The sequence below is a fragment of the Enterobacter sp. CPE_E890 genome (genome assembly GCF_046521475.1).
In the GTDB taxonomy this organism is placed as follows: Bacteria; Pseudomonadota; Gammaproteobacteria; order Enterobacterales; family Enterobacteriaceae; genus Enterobacter; species Enterobacter adelaidei.
Window position 1 is genome coordinate 4,890,426 of record NZ_JBKFZW010000001.1, and the last position, 25,048, is coordinate 4,915,473.

General features: G+C 51.5%; 23 protein-coding genes. 8 read left to right on the plus strand and 15 right to left on the minus strand.

What is annotated here, in order from left to right; all coding sequences use genetic code 11:
• Positions 1-5 precede the first annotated feature (5 nt).
• The 7 genes from ACLHV9_RS24105 to ACLHV9_RS24135 form a co-directional block, all read right to left on the minus strand.
• Complete coding sequence (locus ACLHV9_RS24105; RefSeq protein ID WP_129324973.1) at positions 6-1,256, minus strand: MFS transporter; 1,251 nt, start codon at positions 1,254-1,256, stop codon at positions 6-8.
• Between the two features lie 108 nt (positions 1,257-1,364).
• Positions 1,365-2,330, minus strand: coding sequence for a sugar phosphate isomerase/epimerase family protein (locus ACLHV9_RS24110; protein ID WP_129324955.1), 966 nt, complete (start codon positions 2,328-2,330; stop codon positions 1,365-1,367).
• Between the two features lie 8 nt (positions 2,331-2,338).
• Positions 2,339-3,043, minus strand: a complete 705-nt coding sequence (locus tag ACLHV9_RS24115; protein WP_129324954.1) for a UTRA domain-containing protein — start codon at positions 3,041-3,043, stop codon at positions 2,339-2,341.
• 173 nt (positions 3,044-3,216) lie between these two features.
• Complete coding sequence (gene yiiM / locus ACLHV9_RS24120) at positions 3,217-3,891, minus strand: 6-hydroxyaminopurine reductase (RefSeq protein ID WP_407221146.1); 675 nt, start codon at positions 3,889-3,891, stop codon at positions 3,217-3,219.
• A 79-nt stretch (positions 3,892-3,970) separates the two neighbouring features.
• Positions 3,971-9,415, minus strand: a complete 5,445-nt coding sequence (locus ACLHV9_RS24125; RefSeq protein WP_407221147.1) for an Ig-like domain-containing protein — start codon at positions 9,413-9,415, stop codon at positions 3,971-3,973.
• A gap of 226 nt (positions 9,416-9,641) precedes the next feature.
• Entirely contained in the window at positions 9,642-10,262 is a 621-nt protein-coding gene (sodA, locus tag ACLHV9_RS24130; RefSeq protein WP_004203668.1) for a superoxide dismutase [Mn], read from the minus strand.
• A gap of 184 nt (positions 10,263-10,446) precedes the next feature.
• Entirely contained in the window at positions 10,447-10,995 is a 549-nt protein-coding gene (locus tag ACLHV9_RS24135) for a helix-turn-helix domain-containing protein (RefSeq protein ID WP_049004916.1), read from the minus strand.
• 102 nt (positions 10,996-11,097) lie between these two features.
• On the opposite strand from ACLHV9_RS24135, the gene ACLHV9_RS24140 reads away from it, so the two are divergent.
• Together ACLHV9_RS24140 and ACLHV9_RS24145 are read left to right on the plus strand one after the other, a co-directional pair.
• Positions 11,098-11,757, plus strand: coding sequence for an AzlC family ABC transporter permease (locus ACLHV9_RS24140; RefSeq protein WP_028018134.1), 660 nt, complete (start codon positions 11,098-11,100; stop codon positions 11,755-11,757).
• Positions 11,757-12,080 carry an AzlD domain-containing protein gene (locus ACLHV9_RS24145; protein ID WP_028018135.1) on the plus strand — a complete coding sequence of 108 codons (324 nt, stop codon included), beginning with the start codon at positions 11,757-11,759 and terminating at the stop codon, positions 12,078-12,080. The genes ACLHV9_RS24140 and ACLHV9_RS24145 overlap by 1 nt, the downstream gene beginning before the upstream one ends.
• A 41-nt stretch (positions 12,081-12,121) precedes the next feature.
• Here the strand turns inward: ACLHV9_RS24145 and ACLHV9_RS24150 are convergent, their stop codons facing one another.
• Together ACLHV9_RS24150 and fdhD are read right to left on the minus strand one after the other, a co-directional pair.
• Complete coding sequence (locus tag ACLHV9_RS24150; protein ID WP_014072382.1) at positions 12,122-12,334, minus strand: DUF1471 domain-containing protein; 213 nt, start codon at positions 12,332-12,334, stop codon at positions 12,122-12,124.
• 114 nt (positions 12,335-12,448) lie between these two features.
• Entirely contained in the window at positions 12,449-13,285 is an 837-nt protein-coding gene (fdhD, locus tag ACLHV9_RS24155; protein ID WP_028018136.1) for a formate dehydrogenase accessory sulfurtransferase FdhD, read from the minus strand.
• A gap of 372 nt (positions 13,286-13,657) precedes the next feature.
• Here fdhD and fdnG point away from each other — a divergent pair, with 372 nt between their 5' ends.
• The 4 genes from fdnG to fdhE are packed head-to-tail and all read left to right on the plus strand — an operon-like array spanning position 13,658 to position 19,181.
• Positions 13,658-16,708, plus strand: coding sequence for a formate dehydrogenase-N subunit alpha (gene fdnG / locus ACLHV9_RS24160; protein WP_129324946.1), 3,051 nt, complete (start codon positions 13,658-13,660; stop codon positions 16,706-16,708).
• Positions 16,709-16,720: 12 nt separating this feature from the next.
• A complete protein-coding gene (gene fdxH, locus ACLHV9_RS24165) occupies positions 16,721-17,623 on the plus strand; it encodes a formate dehydrogenase subunit beta (protein WP_028018139.1) in 903 nt (300 codons plus the stop codon).
• Positions 17,620-18,255, plus strand: coding sequence for a formate dehydrogenase cytochrome b556 subunit (gene fdoI / locus ACLHV9_RS24170; protein WP_407221149.1), 636 nt, complete (start codon positions 17,620-17,622; stop codon positions 18,253-18,255). The genes fdxH and fdoI overlap by 4 nt, the downstream gene beginning before the upstream one ends.
• A complete protein-coding gene (gene fdhE, locus ACLHV9_RS24175; protein ID WP_407221150.1) occupies positions 18,252-19,181 on the plus strand; it encodes a formate dehydrogenase accessory protein FdhE in 930 nt (309 codons plus the stop codon). The genes fdoI and fdhE overlap by 4 nt, the downstream gene beginning before the upstream one ends.
• A gap of 39 nt (positions 19,182-19,220) precedes the next feature.
• Here fdhE and ACLHV9_RS24180 read toward each other — a convergent pair whose 3' ends face one another.
• Both ACLHV9_RS24180 and ACLHV9_RS24185 read right to left on the minus strand, forming a co-directional pair.
• Positions 19,221-19,592 carry a type II toxin-antitoxin system VapC family toxin gene (locus ACLHV9_RS24180; protein WP_108091213.1) on the minus strand — a complete coding sequence of 124 codons (372 nt, stop codon included), beginning with the start codon at positions 19,590-19,592 and terminating at the stop codon, positions 19,221-19,223.
• Positions 19,593-19,594: 2 nt separating this feature from the next.
• Positions 19,595-19,837 carry a ribbon-helix-helix protein, CopG family gene (locus tag ACLHV9_RS24185; protein WP_028018142.1) on the minus strand — a complete coding sequence of 81 codons (243 nt, stop codon included), beginning with the start codon at positions 19,835-19,837 and terminating at the stop codon, positions 19,595-19,597.
• 198 nt (positions 19,838-20,035) lie between these two features.
• Here ACLHV9_RS24185 and ACLHV9_RS24190 point away from each other — a divergent pair, with 198 nt between their 5' ends.
• Positions 20,036-20,953, plus strand: a complete 918-nt coding sequence (locus ACLHV9_RS24190) for an alpha/beta hydrolase (protein WP_108091214.1) — start codon at positions 20,036-20,038, stop codon at positions 20,951-20,953.
• A gap of 11 nt (positions 20,954-20,964) precedes the next feature.
• Here ACLHV9_RS24190 and fabY read toward each other — a convergent pair whose 3' ends face one another.
• From fabY to yihX, 4 genes are read right to left on the minus strand one after another with little or no spacing between them, the layout of a single operon-like run.
• On the minus strand, positions 20,965-21,906 hold the full coding sequence (gene fabY / locus ACLHV9_RS24195) for a fatty acid biosynthesis protein FabY (protein WP_028018144.1): 942 nt from the start codon (positions 21,904-21,906) through the stop codon (positions 20,965-20,967).
• A 44-nt stretch (positions 21,907-21,950) separates the two neighbouring features.
• Positions 21,951-22,388 carry a D-aminoacyl-tRNA deacylase gene (dtd, locus tag ACLHV9_RS24200; protein WP_108091216.1) on the minus strand — a complete coding sequence of 146 codons (438 nt, stop codon included), beginning with the start codon at positions 22,386-22,388 and terminating at the stop codon, positions 21,951-21,953.
• Complete coding sequence (locus tag ACLHV9_RS24205) at positions 22,385-23,266, minus strand: virulence factor BrkB family protein (RefSeq protein WP_028018146.1); 882 nt, start codon at positions 23,264-23,266, stop codon at positions 22,385-22,387. The genes dtd and ACLHV9_RS24205 overlap by 4 nt, the downstream gene beginning before the upstream one ends.
• On the minus strand, positions 23,260-23,859 hold the full coding sequence (gene yihX / locus ACLHV9_RS24210) for a glucose-1-phosphatase (RefSeq protein ID WP_028018147.1): 600 nt from the start codon (positions 23,857-23,859) through the stop codon (positions 23,260-23,262). The genes ACLHV9_RS24205 and yihX overlap by 7 nt, the downstream gene beginning before the upstream one ends.
• Before the next feature lie 411 nt (positions 23,860-24,270).
• On the opposite strand from yihX, the gene ACLHV9_RS24215 reads away from it, so the two are divergent.
• Positions 24,271-25,047, plus strand: a complete 777-nt coding sequence (locus tag ACLHV9_RS24215; protein WP_108091217.1) for a hypothetical protein — start codon at positions 24,271-24,273, stop codon at positions 25,045-25,047.
• Position 25,048 lies beyond the last annotated feature (1 nt).

Here is a 25,048-nt window from a genome sequence, read left to right on the forward strand (position 1 = left end):
CGATCTTATGCCGCCTCACTGACCGACATAACTTTCTGTTTTTTGATGCGCTTCACCAGCAATGTCGAGCAAATAAATCCTGAAAGACTAAAGGCAATCATCACGCTGAACACATAGTTGTATCCGGTGATCCCTTTAAAGTTATCCAGAATCCATCCGTAGAGTGTGTACGCAAACATCGCGGGCATATAGCCGATAATACAACCAAATGCCATTGCCGAACCGGCATACTGCCGTGGGGTTCCAATTTCATCCATCGGTGCAAAGAAGATGGCGCGCTGTGAGAAGATGATGGCGCCAAACCCTAACGTTGCAACCATCCCGATATAAACGTTCATCGACTGATGAGGGAGTTGCATAAACAACATCATCGCAACGGCAGAAATCAAGAACGTCCATTTCAGGTAGACCGTGGGAGACCTGGCCACTTTATCTGCCAGGAAACCGCCCACCGGTCCACCCACCATTTTAAGGGCATACTGGTTAATGATCCCGTACGCCCCTACCAGCGCAACCGGAAGCATGTAGATGTCTTTCAGGAACGGGATGAAATAGGTTAAACCGCAGTAAGCCGCATACACAAAGAAGATGCCAAATGATGCTAACCAGACGTTCGGGCAGGTCAGAACATGCTTAATACCTTTCAGGGTTTCAATGTTTGCGCTGCTTCCTTTAGCGTTTTTGACATGGTCATCATCAACGATGAAGTAGGTGATAACACCGGCCATCAGGGTGATGAACGTGTAGTAGAGCAAACCAGCCTGCATCCCTGCTTTCCCTTCACCAAAGTGCACAAAGACGAACAGCGCACCAGAAGCCACAATAACGTCCACCACACCACGTCCAGCCTCCAGAAGCCCGAACAACCGCCCCTGTTCTTCTTGTGTCCCTAACAGGCGTACAGCTTTTAATAACACCGGCCAGTAAACGACATCAGCAAAGAAGGCCATCGCCGCAAAGCAAATGAGATAGCCAGTGAAAGACGGCAGCGTGGATAAATAGAGACCGCACAGCCCCACACCAATTAACCCGAAGGGCAGAAGGATCTTCTTAGAATAGCGGTCGGCAATATATAAAGAGAGGAAAAGCCCCGTGGTTTGCACAATCGTATATACCGTAAAACTGAGCCCTATTTGTGTGTTTGTCAGTCCCCAGTCATTTTGCATTGGGACATAAAAAACATCCTTCATGCTGGAAAGCTTAAATATCGTCCCACCACCTAATACCAAAAAACACAGACGAGCCCATTTATTCATGAACATATTCGACACCCTCACTGCAAATTTTGAGAGAAAACCGTTCTGTAATATATAAGAATCTTGGCCATCCCTGAAAAAGGAAGCCGTAAGACACTGTTAAATTAATTAAGCAGGTTGTTTTATATTTATAAATTTAGCGCATAAGTTACGAATAAACTCGACTTGAGAAATAGCATGCTCTTTTTCCTGAGCCAGACGAGCATCAACCAGTTCATTATCAGGAAGCGGCGTAAAACTTGCATCACGCCATGGTATCCATGGGTTATCGCCTTCATCATCAAAACGAAATGCGGGCGCGTAATAATCAACCTCCTCTTCCAGGCCAAAAGAAGTGACCTGGGGCTGGTCGTCACCTAACAGTAAAAGTTCACGCAACATCTGCTCTACAGGGAGATCGCCCAACCCTGTACGGCAGGCTTCATGCCCCCATCCTTTACCCTCTTTTATCACTTTGGCATCCTTGATATGCACCTGAGTGATGTAAGGCGACATTGTCCGTAGCGCAGCCATTGGCTCTTCATTAGCATTGATCATATTGCCAAAATCAAAGAGTATTGAGAGGTTTTTCATACCACTGTTTTTTACTAGCGTAACCAGTTCATGTCCTTTGAGATCTTCATGCTGTTCAATCGTAAACTGGATACCGCTATTATCAAACTGCGCCAGATAAGCGATGTCCTGCGTGATTTTTTCCAGTACTGAATTTAAATGCCCTTCATAACGTGGATAAAACCTGACGGAGGTCGCATCCGTAGCCTGCGCAATAGCAATAGCCTCATCCAGGGTCTTTTTATCTGATGCGCTGGTCTCTATATGAATATCCAGCCCGTATTGCTCGGCTTTCTTTTTAAAAGAGACCAGCTGCTCTGGCCGCATATTTCTCAGTGAAAAGGATTCACCGTCTTCAACATGTACTTTCACACCCGATAAATGATGCTGATGTGCAATATCCAGTAAATCTTCAGGAAGAATTCTCTCGTAGCGCATGTTTAAATGAAAGGCATAGGCGTGCAAATAAAGACGAATATTTTTTGCACGCTCAGCCAATTTTTCTCTGATAACGTTTTCCATAATTTTTCTCACTCATCACGAATAACCAGTTCGACGGATTCAAGTCTCCAGTACTCCAGATCAACCTGAACCACTTTTTTTTCAGCGGTGGCACGATGCTTCTCGACCAAAATACCGTACGTATTGGGTGCTACCCCCAACTCTTTGCAGGCAAGCTCAGGCATATTGACGGGTTTGAAAATCATCTCTTTGATGGTTAAGGCAAGCCCAAACTGCTCTTCCCAGACTTTAGAAAAAGCGTGATTTTCCAGCTTCGCCATAAACTCCGGGGCGGCTTCGGCATCAATCCAGGACTCATGGTAAAAAACTTTATGATCGTCCAGTCCGCACCAGCCGGTAATCAGGTAGGGAGCCCTGGAAGACGAAAAAACTTTCTCAATATGACGAGGGACGGTATCAACAACATCTTTGGTCAAATAACCCCAGGAAGGTTTTCGTCCCTGTGCACGCGCCTCCGCGTTAAAACTGGAGAGCGATTTTGGGTTGTAGATGAATCGCCGGGGAGAGATGAACCACCCGCTGCGGTTCTTGCGGAAAATACGCGACGCGACCTCAAGTTCAATTAAAACCTGCCTTAAGGTCATGCGTTTCGCATCCAGCAACTCGCACATTTCGCGCTCGGAAGGAAGTCTGGATCCCGGCGGAAAATCATTAGCCGCCAGCCAGCTTTCGAAGCGGTCTCTCAGGAGGTCAACATAGTTTTTTTCTTTCATGTCTCGCCATCTGGTTTAAACCAATTTGAAGACACAATATTTGAGCGGAGAAAATTCTCAAGTTTTTTCGGCAGGCTGACGCTATTTTTGTGGGCCAGGTATCAAGTTCAGGATTAGCGAGGACAGCGCCAGAAAGGCGCGGTCCTGAGGTACTGTCGTTTTTGCAGGAATCCCTATTTCCCCCACAACCGCCGCGAATTATCCTCGATCTTCCCGGTAATTCGCCGCTTCTGCATCGTTCTTGTCCAGCTGGTTGATAACCCCGCCGCTGACAGAAGGCGATGATACTGGTCGTCATCAAACGGCATATGCCAGGCTATCGCGCAGGCGTCATATACTGAGACATCACTCAGGCGTGACGCCAGCTCCAGCGGCGCGTCCGCAGAGACTTGCCCGGCCAGCACCACGCGGTATAGCCAGCCGGTTTTGCCTGCCGTTTGCAGTTGGGCAGACATATCGCTGATGCCAAAATGGTAGTTAAGTTTGAAGCACGGTGAGCGCGGCTGCGTCACCTGAATCAGGGCGTCGCCCCAGCGGTAGATATCGCCGATAAAAACATTTCTCTCAGTCAGCCCTTCGGTGGAGAGGTTCTCGCCAAAAGCGGGGGCGACAAAGAGGTCTGCCTGCTCGGGAAATTCGGCTTTCCAGTGCTGATAGTGCTCGCGAGGATAGTGGCAAAGCGCGCGTTCGGGTCCGCCGTGGATCTTCTTTTCGGCCTGCTCGTCACCCGCCAGGCCAACCTCGGTTAACGTCAACTCCCCGTCAACCTGTACCTTAGCGATAGCACTCGGGCGGCTGCCGTCGTACTCCCTGACCTTGCCTGTAAATACATTCACCGGGTAATGCATTGCTGCTCCTTTTTGCAGAGACAAAAAAGCGAGCCATCAGACTCGCTTTTCCTTATTCCTTTCGCAAGTTTTTTAGCGGTTAGTTCACGGTAAGATCCAGCGTTAGCTTGTACTCAAAGGCATAGCTGGTGTGCCAGTCTTTACCCAGGAAGTGAACCAGCCCGGTGTAATGTCCGGCGGGTAAATCAGGGTTATCTGTACGCGCATAAGTGAATTTCGCACGCATCCCACCATTGGTGCTACAGCTCACTGCCGCATTAAGCGGACGCAGAGAACAGTCGGATTCTCTGTATCCTTTCAAATTCACCATATACTGTTGGCCACTTCCGTCGGTCAACATGACCGGTGTAGAAACGTCAGAATATCCGCCTGGTGCCCATTCCAGCTGAGTCGGGCCATTTGTTGGATCAACCGTAACAAAACCTAATGACGGGAATCCCTTGATCACTGCTGACGAATAATTTGATGAATCTGAGTTAATAACCCAGGTATCTTCAATGGTATTAATAAACTTCACGTTAGGGTTAGACAACGTCGAGTTATTAATGGAAGCCGTCACCGTTGCCATCCCAATATCATGTCCTGAGAGTTTGGCCGTGGCGACACCCGAAGCATCCGTTTTGGTACTGGCAGCAGACAGCGTGTTCATCGTGGTTTGCCAGTTTATCAACGCATCCGGAACAAGGTTCTGATTAGCGTCTTTTACCTCAACAGCATATGTTGCCGCATCCACGCCGTTGCTGAGAACGACCGATTTATCCACATTTAACGACACCAGTTCCGCCGTTTTAGCATCGCCGATAAAACTGACTTTGGCTGCTGTAAGCGACTGACCGCCTGCCGCCAGCGTTGCCGTCAACACAACATCACCCGCTTTTGTCGTCGTGCCACTGACCGTCGCAATACCGTTCGCATCCGTCACGCTATCGTCGCCTGATAACGTCATGGCGGCATCGTTACTGCGCCAGTTCACCGTTACACCTGGCAGAAGGTTGCCATTGACGTCTTTCACCGTCGCCGACCAGGTTACGCGCTCTGCGTTATCCGCCACGGCTTTCGACTTATCAGCTTTGATGGCAGACAACGTCGCGGTATCGGCGTTGCCGATATAATTTATCGTCATTGTCTGCTGAGAATGGTTAATCCCGGCGCCGACCAACGTGGCTTGCGCTTTTGTCGCCGTAAACGATATTTCGGCAACACCTTCGCTGTTTGTCGTACTGCTGTCACCTGGTGCGAACACACCGGTGTCGTTGTCAGTCCCCCAGTGGACGACTGCATTATCAATCGGATGATCGTACTCATCCATCACTGTCGCCTGAAGCGTGGCGATGTCTTTACCCGCAATGACGCCCGTCGTTTTATTGGCCGTAATCTGGGTAACTTTTTCTGTTGCCTGATCCGGTGCAAAACGCATTGTTTGCGACGCTTTGCTGAAGCCATTAAACGTTGCCACCGCCCGGCAGGTCACGACATCGGTACTCGCCAGCGTTACCGTGGATTTTCCCGTGTCATCCGTCGGTTGTTCTGTCGCAGATAACTGATAATTACCTGCAGGCGTGACTTGCCAGCCGACGCTCCCCTGAGTGACCACATTACCGTATTTGTCTTTCACCGTTGCCGCTAAAGTGATGTTGTCATCACCATTCGCCACCGCGCTGTATTTACTTGCCGTAATAAATACCGGAATTGCGCTTTGCAAGTCTGGCACGATGGTTAATTCCAGCGTTTTCTCGCTGTTATGACTGCTTTTTGCCGTTACAACGGTAGGCATCGCCAGTATGCTGCTATACGTCACAGAGGTTATCCCCCCGGCGTCCGTCGTTGTACTGCTTTCGTTAAACACCCCCTCAGCATTGTTGCTTGACCAGGATACGGTGGCTCCAGGCACCGGATGGTTACTGTCATCCAGCACCGTTGCCGTTAAGGTGACTGTGTCTGAACCGGCAGCAATTTCGCTGGTTCTATCCGCGACCAGCGTACGTATCGCGGCAGTTGTGGTATCCGCGGTAAACGACACGCTGTCAGATGTCTCTTCATGCCCGTTAACAGTCGCTTTCACACGATAGTCCGCGACCTGATCTGATTTCAGGGTAACTGAGACATTTCCCTGGGCATCAGATTCACTTGTCGTCGCGGAAAGCACACCTGTCGCTGGCACCACCGACCAGGCCGCCGCCTCGCCGCTTACTGGGTTTCCGTTTTTATCCGTTACCACGCCAGTGAACGTAATACTGTCCACGCCGTTAGCCACTGCGGTCGCTTTGCTCGCCGACAGATCGCCAATCTGTGCTGTCGTACTATCAGCAGTGAATGTCACCACCGGCGCATTCCAGGCGGTTCCTGCTCCGGCCTGCGCGGTAAGGCTGACGTCCCCAGCTTTCAGCGTTGTCACACTGACTGACGCCGTACCGTCAACGCCTGTCCGGGACGTTGTGGAGGAAGGTTTCGCGGAAGAAGGCGTGACGTTCCAGTTTACATCTATCCCCTGTAGCGGATTGCCATTCGCATCCGTCACGGTCGCGGTGTAAGTCACTTTGTCTTTACCGTCAGCCACCGCGGTTGTTTTATCCGTGGTCACCTGTGAAACCTTGCCAGTGGCCGTATCGGCTATAAACATCAACTCAGGCGAATTCACCGCTGTTCCCGTCGCCGTATTCACCGAGACAACAACCGTTCCTTGCTGCGTGGCGGTGAGTGTCACGGCCCCCCTACCTGATTCATTTGTCGCATTCTGTGTTGCGCTCAACGTGCCTTGCCCCTGAACAATGGACCACTGCAACGCTGATGAAGGAACCGGATGATCGCTAGCATCGACGACTTCCGCCGTTAGCGTAATACGGTCGTTGTTATTGGCTGTCGCCTGAGATTTATCGACATTCAGCGTTTTCACCACTGCCGTTGTGCTATCCACGGTAAAGTTAAGTGCAGGAGATGTCTGCGTTTGCCAGCCCATCGTCGCCGTCACGTCAAGCGTTTCAATGTTTGCTGAAGTAACCTCAATGGTCGCTATCCCGAGCGCGTTAGTTTCAGTGGATGTCCCGGATAAGTTGGCGGTGGCGCTGCCCGCAGACCAGTCGACTGTCGCACCCTTCACCGGATTCTTGTTGGCATCTTCCACTTTGACTTCAAGGGAGATCGCATCCTGCCCGTTCGCCAGCGCGCTGGTTTTACTGGCCGTGATGGTTCCAAGGGTTGCGCTTTCGCTATCGGCAACAAAGGTGAGTTTTTCAGAGGTGACGGTCTCGCTATTACCGGCAGTGGCGGAAACAACGCCCTGCCCGGCTTTTGCCGAGGCGATCGAGATCGTCGCCACCCCTTGTTCATTGGTATTGCTCTGTTTATCGGCGAGATGTACCGACGTATTTGCAGAGTCTATCGCCCATTGCACAGGCTGATTAACCAGCGGGTGCTGGCTGGCATCTGTCACCACCGCGTTAAGCGTTATCGTATCCTGATTATCCGCTTTGGCGACGGTCTTATCCGCTTCAAGATGCGTCACGACGGCGGAATCGGCATCCGCGGTAAATTGCAGCACAGGACCTGCCATCGATTCGCCATTTTCCAGCTGTGCGTTGACCGTCAGACTGAGTACATCGTGACTGGTGATTTGTACCGTCGCATTGCCTTGTGCATCGCTGGTGCTTTGCGCGGCGGAGAAAACCGCGTGCGAGTTATCCCCCAGCCATTTAACCTGTGCACCTTGTACCGGCTCATTCCCCGCATTCACCACATGCGCCGTCAGCGTAATCGCATCCTGACCGTTCGCCAGTGCCGTATTTTTTGATGCCTCCAGGCGGTCAACGTGTTGAGAGGCGTCTGTTGCATCAAGCGTAACCACGGTTTTATTCAGCTTCGTCGTATCGTACAACGGCTGGACTGTCACATCCCCAGGCACGGTTCCACTGGTGAATGTACTGACATATACCCCCGCGGACTGTTCCTGGAACGCTGTCATTTTCTCGCTAACCGGGCCTGCACCCACGGTCTTTTTCCGTGCCGATGTACGAATCAACTGGCTGCTGAGATGACTGGCAAGCCCCGTAATTTTCTGCCCGCCACCGGATGTTATCGTCACCATCACCTGTGTGGTGCTCACGCCATCGGCTGGCAAATGCGTATTTTCGGACGTGGTATCAGAAGTGACCTGAGTGACGTCAAATCCATTCACCGCCACGGTCATATGCGCGGTATCAGATTTATTCCCTCGATTATCATAAGCCGTTGCGGCGACCACATAACTATTTTTCTCAGCGCCATTTTGCACATAATGCGGTAATACAACAAACCAGGCTCCATTTTTCTCGCTAATTTTGCCGCCATTTTTAACCAGATTATCGTCTTGCCAGACAATACGATCGACAGGGTATTTTGTCTTAACGTTCACAGTAACAGGCACTGTTTTTGATTCAACGCCTTCAATATGCTCAGGAAGCGAGAGCGAAATAAGATCCTGCTTACGGTATTCCAGCACGATGTTATTGTTACGATTAACCAGATCCATTCGACTGCCGAGTAATGTACGACGCTCTTTGACTTTTTCGGAGTCTAGCTGTGTTGCAATGGGTACACCCGGCATCCAGTTAACATTAAATTCGACCTGAGTATCATTGTGATCACCCTTACCCATTTTTTGGTTAAGTCCAAATGAAATAAGGGGGAATGGGGTAAAGTTAATTCCAGCAGTAACAGCATAAGGATTTTTTTGGCGATCATCATCGTCGTCACCAAACAATGCAACATCGTCACCATAATATTGTTCCCAGACCAGTTTTGCGCCGAGCTGAGGATAAACGGGTAAATATCCCTCCGTACGCACATCATAGCCATCTGCTACGCGCTCCTCGTAATCCTGATGCGCTGAAGATGTTTTCCACCCTGAAAGGCGCTTATAACCGTTGGCACTGACCTTAAAATAGTCCCAACCCAGTTCGCCACCGACACCCACTCGCTGGTGCGTATTGCCGGATATTTGCTGGTCATAGAAGGTGTTAACACCCCACATCCAGCTATCAGCAAAGTAGCGATAGCCAAGGCCCGCATTGACGATGTTACGATCGTCCTCACGTCGCCCGCCCAGCTGCGTGAACAATAAATTAGCCCCTTTATCATCATACAGCGGGAGCAGCAGATCCAGATTCGCACTTTCCAGCGAAAAGTTCTGATCAAGACCAATATTCACTCTGGCCGTACCAAATTGTTGCAACCACTGTTGAATTTCATTCGTGGCTTTACTTGAACCGCTATTAATCAATGAGTTTATAATAGCGTCGTTTTTATTATCCTGACTTAATAAGGAGCCAGCACCAGAAAGCATCCCGGCAATATCTTTCTCGCTATCGCGGGTATCTGAAGGCGTATTTTTTACTTTTGCAGTATTATTTTCACCACTTTTTGTATTGATTTCTACGTTCCGGTTTGATTCTGCATGCGCGGGAAACGAGAACAAGAATGCATTACAAAACGTGAAGTGCAGGTAAAAGAACACCTGCAAACATATCGTTATCTTTTTATTAACATGCATGGGTATTGACCTGAGAAGGGTGGAAACAAAAGCGTTAGCAACTGTCAGCCAGAATATTTTTTCAGGTCAAATTATATTCATGCAGATAAACCTCAGACGCTGATATTTTCTTAATTAGAATTTAAGTAAAAATAATCTGATACGCTGAGAAGGGAAAAATGAAAAAAGCCTGGGGGAATTAACCAGGCTTCATTTATGAATTAACCGGTGATACCGATATCAGGGATTATTTTTTAGCAGCAAAACGTGCAGCGGCTTCGTCCCAGTTAACAACGTCCCAGAACGCTTTGATGTAGTCCGGACGACGGTTCTGGAATTTCAGGTAGTAAGCATGTTCCCACACGTCCAGACCCAGGATTGGGAAACCGGATGCGCCAGAAATGGCTTCACCCATCAGCGGGGAATCCTGGTTGGCCGTGGAAACGACCGCCAGTTTGTCACCTTTCAGTACCAGCCACGCCCAGCCAGAACCGAAACGCGTTGCAGCCGCTTTTTCGAATTCCGCTTTGAAGTTGTCAACGGAACCGAAGTCGCGCTCGATCGCCGCTTTCAGGTCACCCTGCAGGGTAGTGCCGGTTTTCAGGCCTTTCCAGAACAGGCTGTGGTTAGCATGACCACCTGCGTTGTTACGCAGTACGGTTTTCTTGTCCGCTGGCAGCTGGTCCAGTTTGGTGATCAGCTCTTCAGCAGACAGGTTAGCGAACTCAGGCAGGCTTTCCAGCGCGGCGTTCGCGTTGTTCACATAGGTCTGGTGGTGTTTAGTGTGATGGATTTCCATCGTCTGCTTGTCGAAATGCGGTTCCAGTGCGTCGTAGGCATACGGCAGGGATGGCAGTGTATAACTCATAATCCTCTCCATTATTGTCGGGCGGCACAGCTGTTAATGCCGCGTAAGCAGTTGGTTCATTATAGTTAATTAAATGATATTGAAAATGATTATCAATGCCGTAATTTTTATAAGGTTATTTGCTTTTGAGAGATGGAGGAATTGTTATTTTTATCATTGAGTTAACACAAAATTACCCGACGGTTTAGTTTTGTTCTGCCACCAGCAGCGCATACGTGTCTGGCTCCAGGGCTTTAAAGATGTGCGGACGATCGGCAGGATAGCAAATGTAATCCCCCGCATTCAGCTCTTCCGCCGCGTCAATCAGGCCGACCAGTGCCCGCCCCTGGGTCACGATAATATGCTCTACCGAGCCCGGCGGATGCGGCTGAGAGAGTCGGTCTGCACCCGGTTGAGTCATCAGAAGGTAAACATCGCGACGCGCGCCCGGTGGACACGCCGCCAGTAAAATGGCTTCATAGTTAGCCTGTCCGGCAACCACTTTGGTCCCTTCACCGCGGCGAATCACCTGCGTGGTCGGCTGTTGTGGTTCCAGTAAACGGGCGAAAGGAATATCCAGCGCCACGCAAAGCGACCACAGCGTTTCCAGGCTAGGGTTGCCATTGCCAGACTCCAGCTGGGACAACGTGGATTTAGCGATCCCGGCACGGCGGGCAATTTCCGCCAGTGAAAGTCCGGTTCGCTGGCGTTCTCGCACCAGACTTTTGGCGATTACGCTAATTGGCTGCGTCATATAACGGCCTCTTGTTCTATAAATCGAACGATTCGTTCGTCTTGAAAAGCTGTTCTGTTGCGTTCATTATAATGGATACACGTTCGATATGGCTAAAATTGTATGAAGCATCATTTCTCTTGCCTGAAAGGCGACACGATAAAAGCAATCATCCTGGTTTGTCTCGCCGTTGGTGTGGTCGGGATGTCATACGGCTCGCTGGCGATAGCCTACGGTTTTCCTGTTTGGGTACCGTTTGTGCTTTCCATTACCGTACTCGCGGGCGCGTCCGAATTTATGTTTATCGGCATTGTCGCGAGCGGGGGTAACCCTCTGGCGGCTGCGGCTGCCGGGTTGCTGGTGAACGCCCGCCATGTGCCGTTTGGCGTCACGGTGCGTGAACTGGTCGGCAAACGTGGTTTGAGTTTTTTGGGCTGTCACATCATGAACGATGAAAGCGTGGTGTTTGGCCTGTCGCAAAAAACGCCCGAACAGCGTAAAGCTGCCTACTGGTTATGTGGTTTAGGTGTGGCGATTATCTGGCCGCTGGGAGCGCTGCTGGGTGCCATGGTCGGTAAACTTCTGCCAGATCCAGAAACCATCGGGCTGGATGCGGTGTTCCCGGCCATATTACTGGCCTTAGTGGTACCCGCATTTAAAAACCGTACCACGCTGATCCGTGCCTGTAGCGGCGCAGTGTTGTCACTGTCTGCCGTACCGTTTGCTCCGGTCGGTTTGCCGGTTCTGCTGTCTTTACTGGGCCTGGCGGCGAGGAAAAAATAATGGGAAACATGACATTCTTTATTCTGGGGATTGCCATCTTATCGGCAGGGACGTATCTGATGCGTCTGGGTGGTGCAAAGCTCGGCAGCAGGCTGGCACTGTCGGAGCGTTCACAGTCGCTGCTTTCTGACGCGGCAACGGTTTTACTCTTTTCCGTGGCGCTGGCGACAACCTTTTATGAAGGGGAACATTTTGCGGGTATGGCGCGCGTGCTGGGCGTGGCGTTTGCGGTGTTTCTGGCCTGGCGGAAGATGCCGTTAATTGTGGTGATCGTTGCGGCGGCGGTGGTAACGGCGCTACTGCGCCTGGCGGGGATACAATAAAAAAAGCGCCCCGGGGGCGCTCTTTCGACGGTAAAGCGAGATTATTTGTTCAGTTCAGCCGTCATGTGTACACGGTTACCGGAGAATGCCTGGGTAATTTTGTAAGATGACGCGCCTGCTTCCTGAGCCTGTGCAGCGATTTTCGCTTCTGCGCCGTCAATGGTAGAGGCTGTTGCGGTCACAGTCTGTGCTGCGAAAGAACCGAAAGAAGTAGCCAGAGCGATTACAGCGACAAAAGTTTTGATGCTTTTCATGATTTAAACCCTTTCGTTAAGTTGTTTAGATAAGGCGTTGTGCCTTGATGAGATAAATACTAGACCTCATCACCAACAACTAAAAGCGGAAGGATTTGCTAATATCATTCAAAATTACTGATCAACAATTAAGCGCTGAGGATGGGTATAAATTGTTGCCCTTCCCGGCTTGCAGAACCCTACCAGCGTCAGGTTACAGCGCTCGGCCACTTCCACCGCCAGCGTGGTCGCCGCCGACACGGCAAACAAAATTTCAACGCCACACATCGCGGATTTCTGCACCATCTCGTAGCTGGCCCGACTGGACACCAGCGCAGCACCTTGCTGCCAGATGTCGTTTTCACGCGCACGGCGACCGAGCAGCTTATCCAGCGCCACGTGGCGACCCACATCCTCATGCCCACCGGCAATTTCACCTGATGGCAGCACCCAGGCTGCGGCGTGTGTACAACCGCTCAGTTGACCTATCGGCTGAACGTCGTTGAGGTGTTCAAGCGCATGGTCGAGATACGCCAGATTAAAGGTCTGAGTAAACGGCAGGGGCGTAACGGGTTTACCAATATCGTTGAGTTGCTCAACGCCGCAGACACCGCAACCGGTGCGCCCTGCCAGCGCACGTCGACGCTCTTTCAGCCCCATAAAACGGCGGCTCGAGAGTTCAATTTGCACTTCCAGGCCGTTGCAGGCCTGAACCACGTCCATGCCGTAGATCTCCTGCGGGTGCTCAATGATGCCCTCCGAAAGAGAAAAACCAATCGCAAAAAGCTCGAGATCTTTCGGAGAGGCCATCATCACCACATGCGAAATACCGTTGTAAACCAGGGCAACGGGAACTTCCTCGGCCAGAAAATCGGGCGTGGCGTGAGTGATGTGGGGTGGCCTGTGCACCGACAATTCCACAATGCCCGCAGGCAATGACGACGAGTGAGGAGCACGGTTTTGTTTAGACACAGCGGTATTCCTGAACAACCACGAAGGTGAGCCTGCTATTGCAACATAAACTGCAGGTCTTACGCATAGTATGGATCAACTTTTCAACAACCATTCTCCTACTCATTTCGGAGGGGTGCAACCCGACACTCGCTACACGGCTATAACATGTCGAGCTTACAGTGTGATCAATATCACACTTTATAATCAGCAAGGTGATAATACGTTCACTTTGTTTTAACGCCATGAGAACAGGCATACCGACATTGTGGTATTCTTATGATATCCCTCGTGGAATTGAGGGATTAACGCAAATTTTTCTCCTTTGCGGTCATTCTTTAGCCGCGAAGTCAAAACACCATATGTAAGCAATGTCGAAACAAGGAGTGACCCATGCAGGTCAGCAGAAGGCAGTTCTTTAAGATCTGCGCTGGCGGTATGGCAGGCACCACGGCAGCGGCACTGGGCTTTGCGCCCGGCGTAGCGCTGGCGGAAACGCGGCAGTATAAGCTGCTGCGCACCCGTGAAACCCGTAATACCTGTACGTACTGCTCTGTCGGTTGCGGGCTGTTAATGTATAGCCTCGGCGACGGTGCTAAAAACGCCAAAGCGTCTATTTTCCATATCGAAGGCGACCCGGATCATCCGGTCAACCGCGGCGCGTTGTGCCCGAAAGGGGCCGGTCTGGTGGACTTTATCCACTCCGAAAGCCGCCTCAAATTCCCTGAATATCGCGCGCCTGGCTCCGACAAATGGCAGCAAATTAGCTGGGAAGAAGCGTTTGACCGCATCGCAAAACATATTAAAGAAGATCGCGATGCCAACTTTGTTGAGAAAAACGCCGACGGCGTCACGGTCAACCGCTGGCTCTCCACCGGGATGCTGTGTGCCTCTGCTTCCAGCAACGAAACCGGTTATTTAACCCAGAAATTTACGCGTGCACTCGGTATGCTCGCGGTCGACAACCAGGCGCGTGTCTGACACGGACCAACGGTAGCAAGTCTTGCTCCAACATTTGGTCGCGGTGCGATGACCAACCACTGGGTCGACATCAAGAACGCCAACCTCATTGTGGTGATGGGCGGTAACGCCGCTGAAGCGCACCCTGTCGGGTTCCGCTGGGCGATGGAAGCCAAAATCCACAACGGTGCGAAACTGATTGTTATCGATCCCCGCTTTACGCGTACTGCGTCAGTGGCGGATTTCTACACCCCTATTCGTTCAGGTACTGACATCACTTTCCTGTCAGGCGTATTGCTGTACCTGATGACCAACGAAAAATATAACCGCGAATACACCGAAGCCTATACCAACGCCAGCCTGATCGTGCGTGAGGATTACCACTTCGAAGATGGCCTGTTCAGCGGTTACGACGCCGAAAAACGCAAGTACGATAAAACCAGCTGGAACTACGAGCTGGATGAGAAAGGCTTTGCGAAGCGCGACACTACGCTGCAACACCCACGCTGCGTGTGGAACCTGCTGAAAGAGCACGTTTCCCGCTATACACCGGACGTTGTCGAAAACATCTGCGGTACGCCGAAAGCGGACTTCCTGAAGGTCTGCGAGCTTATCGCCGAAACCAGCGCGAAAGACAAAACCGCATCGTTCCTGTACGCCCTCGGCTGGACGCAGCACTCCATCGGTGCGCAGAACATCCGTACCATGGCGATGGTTCAGCTCCTGCTCGGCAACATGGGGATGGCAGGCGGCGGCGTGAACGCCCTGCGCGGTCACTCCAACATTCAGGGCCTGACCGACCTCGGTCTCCTGTCTCAAAGCCTGCCAGGCTATATGAGTCTGCCAAGCGAGAAACAGCCGGACCTGCAAACCTACCTGACGGCCAGCACGCCTAAACCGCTGCTTGAAGGCCAGGTGAACTACTGGGGCAACTATCCGAAGTTCTTCGTCTCCATGATGAAAGCGTTCTTCGGCGACAAAGCGACGGCGGAAAACAGCTGGGGCTTTGACTGGCTGCCGAAGTGGGACAAAGGTTACGACGTTCTGCAGTATTTCGAGATGATGCACCAGGGTAAAGTGAACGGCTATCTGTGCCAGGGCTTTAACCCGGTTGCCTCGTTCCCGAACAAGAACAAGGTTGTTGAGTCTCTGTCGAAACTGAAGTTCCTGGTGACGATTGACCCGCTCAATACCGAGACCTCGACCTTCTGGCAGAACCACGGTGAATCTAACGACGTCGATCCATCGAAGATTCAGACCGAAGTGTTCCGTCTGCCATCGACCTGCTTCGCGGAAGAGAACGGTTCTATCGTCAACTCCGGACGCTGGCTGCAGTGGCACTGGAAAGGCGCGGACGCCCCGGGCATCGCCATGAACGACGGCGAGATCCTGGCCGGTATCTTCTTACGCCTGCGTAAGATGTATGCGGCTGAAGGCGGCGCGAACCCGGAACCGGTGCTGAACATGAGCTGGAACTACTCGACGCCGGAAAACCCAGCGCCGGAAGAAGTGGCCATGGAAAGCAACGGCAAAGCGCTGGCGGATGTTATCGATCCAGCCACCGGTACCGTGCTGGCGAAGAAAGGCGAGCAGCTGAGCACCTTCGCGCATCTGCGTGATGACGGCACCACCTCAAGCGGCTGCTGGATCTTTGCCGGTAGCTGGACGCCGAAAGGCAACCAGATGGCCAACCGCGATAACGCCGACCCATCGGGCCTTGGCAACACGCTGGGCTGGGCGTGGGCGTGGCCGCTCAACCGTCGCATTCTCTATAACCGCGCCTCCGCTGACCCGCAGGGTAACCCGTGGGATCCGAAGCGTCAGCTTCTCAAGTGGGACGGTGCGAAATGGGGCGGCGTGGATATTCCGGACTACAGCACTGCCGCACCAGGCAGCGATGTCGGGCCGTTTATCATGCAGCCTGAAGGGATGGGACGTCTGTTTGCTATTGATAAGATGGCGGAAGGGCCGTTCCCGGAACACTACGAGCCGTTTGAGACGCCGCTGGGCACCAACCCGCTGCACCCGAACGTGGTCTCTAACCCGGCAGCCCGTATCTTCAAGGGCGATTTCGAAGCGCTGGGTAAAAAGGACAAGTTCCCGTACGTGGGCACCACTTACCGTCTGACTGAGCACTTCCACTACTGGACCAAGCACGCGCTGCTTAACGCCATCGCGCAGCCGGAACAGTTTGTGGAGATCGGTGAAAAGCTGGCGAACAAGCTCGGCATTGCCCATGGCGATACCGTGAAGGTCTCCTCTAACCGTGGCTACATCAAAGCCAAGGCGGTGGTGACCAAGCGTATTCGCACGCTGAACGTTCACGGTCAGCAGGTGGATACCATCGGTATTCCTATTCACTGGGGGTATGAGGGCGTGGCGAAGAAAGGGTTTATTGCTAATACCCTGACGCCGTTCGTCGGCGATGCGAACACGCAGACGCCGGAGTTTAAGGCCTTCCTCGTGAACGTGGAAAAGGTGTAACGGAGACGACTTATGGCTTATCAATCTCAGGACATTATCCGTCGTTCCGCGACTAACGGTTTCACGCCCGCGCCTCAGGCGCGGGACCACCAGCAGGAAGTGGCGAAGCTTATCGACGTGACCACCTGTATCGGCTGTAAAGCCTGTCAGGTGGCCTGTTCAGAGTGGAACGACATCCGTGACGAAGTGGGTCACAACGTCGGGGTTTATGACAACCCGGCGGACCTGACCGCCAAGTCCTGGACGGTGATGCGCTTCTCTGAAGTGGAGCAGAACGACAAACTGGAATGGCTTATCCGCAAAGACGGCTGTATGCACTGCGCGGATCCGGGCTGTCTGAAGGCGTGCCCGTCAGAAGGGGCTATCATTCAGTATGCCAACGGTATTGTCGACTTCCAGTCTGAGCAGTGCATTGGCTGCGGCTACTGCATTGCCGGCTGTCCGTTCAACGTGCCGCGACTAAACCCGGAAGACAACCGCGTCTACAAATGTACGCTGTGTGTTGACCGTGTAAACGTCGGCCAGGAGCCGGCTTGCGTGAAGACCTGCCCGACAGGTGCTATCCACTTTGGTTCGAAAGAGGATATGAAAACGCTGGCGGCAGAACGCGTAGGCGAGCTGAAAACCCGTGGTTACGACAATGCGGGCCTGTACGATCCGGCCGGAGTTGGCGGTACGCACGTGATGTACGTGCTGCACCACGCCGACAAGCCGAATCTGTATCACGGCCTGCCGGAAAACCCGGAAATCAGCGCCACCGTGAAGTTCTGGAAAGGCATCTGGAAACCGCTGGCCGCGGTGGGCTTTGCTGCTACCTTCGCAGCAAGCATTTTCCACTACGTTGGTGTCGGCCCGAACCGCGCGGAAGAGGAAGATGACAACCTGCATGAAGAGAAAGACGAGGTGCGCAAATGAGAAAACGTGACACCATCGTGCGCTATACCGCGCCGGAACGTATCAACCATTGGGTCACCGCCTTCTGCTTCATGCTGGCGGCGATAAGCGGGCTGGGGTTCTTCTTCCCGTCCTTCAACTGGCTGATGCAGGTCATGGGGACACCACAGCTGGCGCGCATCCTGCACCCGTTTGTTGGCGTCATCATGTTCGCGTCATTCATCATCATGTTTTTCCGCTACTGGCACCATAACCTAATCAATCGGGATGATATCTTTTGGGCGAAGAATATTCGTAAGATTGTCGTCAACGAGGAAGTAGGTGACACCGGACGCTATAACTTCGGCCAGAAATGCGTATTCTGGGCGGCGATTATCTTCCTGGTCCTGTTGCTGGTGAGCGGCGTGATCATCTGGCGTCCGTACTTTGCGCCTGCTTTCTCAATCCCGGTGATCCGATTCGCGCTGATGCTGCATTCATTTGCCGCAGTGGCGTTAATTGTGGTTATCATGGTGCATATCTACGCCGCCCTTTGGGTGAAAGGCACCATTACCGCGATGGTGGAAGGATGGGTAACCAGTACGTGGGCAAAGAAACATCACCCACGCTGGTACCGTGAAGTCCGCCAGAAACAGGAAAAGTCATCTGAATGAGTATTCGCATAATCCCGCAAGATGAGCTGGGGTCGAGCGAGAAACGCACGGCGGAATATATTCCGCCGTTGTTATTCCCCAGGCTCAAGAACCTCTACAACCGCCGCGCAGAGCGTCTGCGCGAGCTGGCAGAGAACAACCCGCTGGGCGATTTTCTGCGCTTCGCCGCGCTGATTGCCCACGCGCAGGAAGTGGTGCTGTACGACCACCCTCTGCAAATGGATCTCACCGCGCGCATTAAAGAAGCCAATGAGCAGGGTAAACCGCCATTGGATATCCACGTGTTGCCGCGCGACAAACACTGGCACAAGCTGCTGCATTCGCTGATTGCCGAGCTGAAGCCAGAGATGAGCGGCACCGCGCTGGCCGTTATCGAAAATCTGGAAAAAGCCTCCGATCAGGAGCTGGAAGAGATGGCGAGCGCGCTGTTTGCTTCCGATTTTACACTGGTCAGCAGTGATAAAGCCCCGTTTATCTGGGCTGCGCTGTCGCTCTACTGGGCGCAAATGGCGAGCCTGATCCCCGGTAAAGCCCGTGCAGAATATGGTGAAGCACGCCAGTTTTGCCCGGTATGCGGCTCTATGCCGGTATCCAGTATGGTGCAGATTGGTACCACTCAGGGGCTGCGCTACCTGCACTGCAACCTTTGTGAAACCGAATGGCATGTAGTGCGCGTGAAGTGCAGCAACTGTGAACAGACTCGCGATCTCAACTACTGGTCGCTGGAAAACGAAGAAGCAGCGGTAAAAGCCGAAAGCTGCGGCGACTGCGGGACTTACCTCAAGATTCTGTATCAGGAAAAAGACCCAAAAGTCGAAGCGGTAGCCGACGATCTCGCCTCGCTGATTCTTGACGCAAAGATGGAGCAAGAGGGCTTTGCCCGCAGCTCGATCAATCCGTTCCTGTTCCCGGGTGAAGGGGAATAATTCCCTGTGACAGTGCCGGGCGGCGCGTGCTTGCCCGGCCTACAGCTGGTACGGTGAAACAACCCCTGGAATACCCTGAAAGTCTTTGGTATTCCGGGTTATTAACGGGCTATTTCTGCTTTGGGCAGTCGCTAAAATAATGGCATCCGACAGTTTCATGCCATGTTTCTCACGGAGCACGACGCTTCTTTCAGCAATCTCTCGGGTTACATCGATAATCTCAAATGCGCCCAACACTGTCGCTGTTTTCGCTTCGTGGCCATGTTTGCGTGCCCCCACCATGACTTCCATCCATGTAATTAGACTGATTGACCGGTGCGATGCTGTGTTTTCGATTGTATTTGCTGCCTCGACGCGATTATTGAAAAGGTCGATCAGGATATTGGTATCAAAAACCGCCATGTGTTCCATAGCTACCACTCCTCACGCAGCTTGCGTTCATACTCTAATCCATCTTCTTGCTGGTTCCCCCACAGACCAAGCGCATCACGGATAACGGATGAGCTTTGCTGATCGAGAAACTGCTCAATTGCTTCACGCAGTAATTCGGCACGAGGTTGGTTACGCAGCTGTTTGAGGTTATCGAGACGTTGAATAACGTCATCCGACAAATCGATCAGAATCCTGCCCATGTTAAGCTCCACGAGAAAACTCATATATCACCTCAGTATATCATTATTGTTTATTTTCAAGGCAACATACGCTTTCTCTCAGTAGAGTAAAAGTCCCCGCCAATAGTTTGCCTTCCATTTGCGAGGCGCTTTCCAGATTGTTGTCCTCAACAACATTCTTGTTTTCTTTTGAATTAAACCAGGCTATAAAGCTGTATATCCATACAGTTAAAGGGCATTTTCATGGCACTGGAAAAGGGTATTGCGCAGCTGGTTCAGGGATTTATCGCTGCAGGTCGGCCATCGTCGCGTCGACAGACCATTGAGGTACGACGAGCAGGGTATGTTGCCAGCACGGGGCTTGCCGGGAAGATAGAAACGCGCGTTCAGGTGGAGACGCTTGTCCTTGATGGACTTACCATCCGGGTGTTTTCACCTCTCAATGCGTCTGAATTATTGCCGGCAGCCATCTACTACCACGGCGGGTGCTTTATCAGCGGTGGGTTTGATACGCATGATAATCAGCTCCGCCAGCTGGCATTTTACGGTAACTGCCGGGTTATTGCGGTTCAGTACAGACTGGCACCCGAGCATCAATTCCCCGCAGCACATGACGACGCAGAACACGCTGCAGAGCTTGTCTGGCAGAATGCAGGCAAACTGGGTGTAGATAAAAACCGAATCACCCTTTGCGGCGACAGTGCAGGTGGACATCTTGCGCTGGTGACATCACTGCGGCTCAAAGATAAAGGCCTGTGGAATCCAGCACAGCTCATCCTGATCTATCCCATGCTTGATGCCACAGCCAGCTTTGAAAGTTATGCCCTGAATGGCACGGATTATATTATCACTCGCGATACCCTGCTCAGCGGGTATGAAATGTATCTCGCAGAGACTGACCTTCAGCATCCGGAAGCCAGCCCACTGTGGCGCGATGATTTTCACGGCCTTCCGCCTGTGCACATTGTTACCGCTGAATACGATCCGCTATGTGATGAGGGAGAAATGCTGTTCCAGCATCTGACTGAGCAGGGTGTGAAGTGTACTGCTCAGCGCTGGCTGGGCGTTATCCATGGCTTCTTTCAGCTTGGCGGTGTTAGTCAGTCAGCTCGAGACGTTATGCGAGACATCGCCTGGCGAATTAGCTCAGCCAAGCAATAACAACGAAGAGATTATTCCTCTTCGTTCCCACCCTCTTCATACGCGCCGAATGGCTTCGCCGGAAGAACAATATAGGTGCCTTCAAACACCGCGCCAGATGTTTTGTCACCAAACAGTTCAACCTGCATTTGTACGCGGGCTTTGCGACCTCGGGCCAGGCGATCGAGGTCGCCCCCCAGTGAACCCAGATCGGCCACGGCGCTCGGTTTACCGCTGATCGGTGCGCTATAGCGGATATGGGCGTCGGCAAGAATGATCGTCCCCCCCAGATGGCGCTCACGCAGCATCAGCCAGATAAGCCCCCAGCCGGTCAGCGTAGCCAGCGAGAACAGACTTCCGGCAAATAGGGTGTGGTGTGGGTTTTGATTGCCGATCTCCGGCATGGTGGTGATAAATTTTTGTCCTGTGTACTGCTGAATACGGACACCCATTTTTTCACTCAGCGGAATGTGCTGATACCAGGCTTGCTGTAGCTGCCCGCACCAGTCGGCGCGATGCAAAATATCATCCAGCGTGGCGATAGGTTTAATCATCAAAAAGTGACGAATCGGTGTGGTTTGCGGGGTCGTGATTTCCCCCTGATTAACAAAACCAAGTTTCGCGAAGAACTCCACGGCATCTTCGCGGGCACTACAGGTGACGCGCTTAACGCCTTCCTGACGGGCGACAGATTCCAGGGTCATCGCCATCAGCGTCCCCAGACCTTTGTCCTGCACGGAGGGATGAACCGCCATAAAGCGAATAGACGCTTCGTTATCGGCGTTGATATACAAACGCCCAACGGCGACGAGGTTGCCCTCTTCATCCATCACCATCTGATGGTGGGCCATCGCATCCCAGGCGTCGCGTTCAGACCCTTTTGGCTGATGTAATGGCTTGCGCAGCATTTCCCAGCGGAACTGGTAATAGGCTTCTAACTCTTCTTCCGTTTGCGGTACTCGAAGGTGATACATAGCTGTACTCTCTCTTGTTACCCGCGGCCACGCCGCCAGTTGGCTCATACCTGGAGCCAGAATGTGACGGGGCCATCGTTCACCAGCGAAACCTGCATATCAGCAGCGAATCGTCCGGTTTGCGTATTCATTTCCTGCTGGCGACAGCGCTCAACAAAATACTCATAAAGTTCTTCAGCACGATCAGGTGTGGCACCTTTAGAAAAACTCGGGCGCATGCCGCGCTCGGTATCCGCCGCCAGTGTGAACTGGGACACCACCAGCACGCTGCCGCCTGCCTGCTGAACGTTAAGGTTCATCTTACCTTCCGCATCGCTGAAAATACGGTAGCCCAACACACGCTCACACAAGCGGTTGGCTTTTTGTTCGTCATCATCCTTTTCGACACCTAACAACACCAAAAGTCCTGGGCCAATTTCACCCGTCACCTCTCCCTCCACGGTGACGCTGGCACGGGTTACGCGCTGTATCAATGCAATCATGGTTGGTCTGCTTCTTGTTGTTTTTCAGCTGCTGCTGCTTTTTTGAGTTCGCGATAGACACCGAGAGTGACAGTTATTTCGGCACCAAGCAAGACGATACACCAGGTCCAGTAGACCCAGACAAACAAAATCGGGATCACCGCCAGCACGCCGTAAATCAGCTGATAGGACGGAAACATGGTGATGTAGAGGGCAAACCCTTTCTTCCCGAGCTCAAAGAGCAACGCCGCCACTAGCGCCCCCACGACCGCATCACGGTTAGGCACGCGCGTGGTCGGCACGACGCTATAGAGCAGCCAGAATGAGAGCCAAGACAGGATCAGCGGGAAGATGCGAAGCACATTATCAATAACGCCGTTTAAATCACTCGCCCAGCGTAATGAAAGAAGATACGAGCTGATTGCCAGACTCGCCCCGGCCAGCAACGGACCCAGCGTCAGGATCATCCAGTAAACGGCAAAGGAGTACACCTTCGGTCGTGCCTTTTTACTCCGCCAGATGGTGTTCAGCGCGTTATCAATGGCGTACATCAACAGCAGCGCAGTGACGATAAGACCGCATGCCCCCACTGCCGTCATCTTGTTGGAGTTAGCAACGAACTGCTCAATGTAGTTCTGGATGACATCCCCGGTTGCAGGAATAAAATTTGCGAAGACAAAATGGCGAAGCTGCAAACTAACGTCTGCAAACATTGGAAAAGCGGAAAAAAGCGCAAAGATAACCGCCACCAGCGGCACTAATGAGAGCAACGACACGTACGCGAGATTACCCGCCAGCGTGGTCATGTTGTCCTCATCAATGCGATGCCAGAGCAGTTTTAGCCAGGCTCTAAGCGGACGAGTATGATGGGTGGCTTTTTGATGAACGGTTTTTAGCATAACTGCTTCGCAAAGTAGTTTGGTATCGTCTCTTTTCCGGTCACCAGAATTGACGTAATACCCAACTGGTTAGCTCCCTCTATATTATCGGCGTTGTCGTCGAAAAAGACCGCATCGGCCGCGGTAAATCCTTCTGCCTGAAGAACAGCCTGATAAATTCGTGCCTCAGGTTTACGCATCCCCATTTCCTGCGAAAGATAAATCTTATCTGCCGCTGCCTTAACTTCAGGGTACTCCTCAGGCCAGAATGTGGTGTGCAGACGGTTGGTATTTGACAACACCACCACACGATGTCCTTGCTCTCGCAGTTTGTGCATGATGTTCGTAACTTCCGGACGTATCGCCACAAATACCGCCTGCCAGCCGTGAGAAAACTGCTCGTAGCTTAACGGCAGATCCAGCTCATGGCAGAAACGTTCGGCGAACTCTTCATCGCTGATTTCGCCGCGTTCGTGTTGATGGAAGGTCTCGCTCATCACGAAACTCTGCTTCAATGTCGCCAGTGGGACACGGCTAAAATCGCTCCATGCGCCCAGCACCCGATTAAAATCGATATCGACGATTACATTTCCTAAGTCAAAGATATAAAGCATGTTTATCTCCTGCTCGCCGTGGAAAAGTAACTGTAGCGGGAAAGATAAGCTTTGGCTATGCGCCAGACTCAGCTTAGGGGGATTGATCTAAAGAACGAAAATTTAGCATTCGGAGATGCTATTGAGTTTCGGGACAATAGTCAGTGAGACGAGTTTTATTTAAGTGCGTTTTTGCAGAGGTATTCGTATCAATTCAATCTGTAAAACCCTACAGAAAAACGCTTCCGTACAGTTTCTTTTCATCACCACATTACCACTACTTACTCCATGGGAATCCCATTTCACGCGGCTTTGCTCGAGATTGATACAAATTCACTTTACTCAAATTTACATTTAGATACAAATACTGCATTTATCTTCTTTTTTATAATGGTAGGTTTACATTACTTTACACATGGAGCAGCACTTTTCGTGAAGATTAAAAAGGGATACATCCTCTGTGCCGTTTTAATAGCGATACTCTGCACTTTCGCTATTTACTCATACAACGCCTACCGATATAAAAAAGCCAGCAGAGATATTTTATATCAACTCTCTAGCCAACTTATTGTGAGGCAAGGGCTTGAACCAAAACTTTCAACCCACCTCGTTTTTGATACGTTATATATCGACGGAAATATATCAAAAGATGATGACAAAATAATTTCTTCAATTATCAAAAAAAACCTTATTCCTGTAAGAACAATATCGATAAACAGTGGTGGCGGTGATGTCGAAGCTGCAATCAAAATAGCACGCATTATTCATAACAAAGAAATTAACATTGAGGTCAGGCGATTATGTCTTTCTTCCTGTGCTAACTATCTTTTCCCTGCGGCAAAAAACAAAATCATCAATTATGGTTCCATTATTGGTTTCCATGGCTCACCTAATTCTGATGACAGTAAGTTAACGACCACGGTTAACGGTGAAATCAATACAGACACAACGATAACAGATCGCATTTTCTCAGAAATAAGAAAAACGGATAAAGCATTTTACAAAGATATAAATGTGTCATGGATGATGCCACTTTGCGGGCAAAAAGAAAATATTGGTGATCCAGACACAGGTCTGTCGACGTACAGCGAAAAGGATTTTACGCGTTTTGGCGTAAAAAACATTTCATTCACGGATGGTGAAATGGTATGGAAAAAGTCTATGGATATTATGGGTATACCTTTTGCTCACTATTGCAAGGAAAATTAAT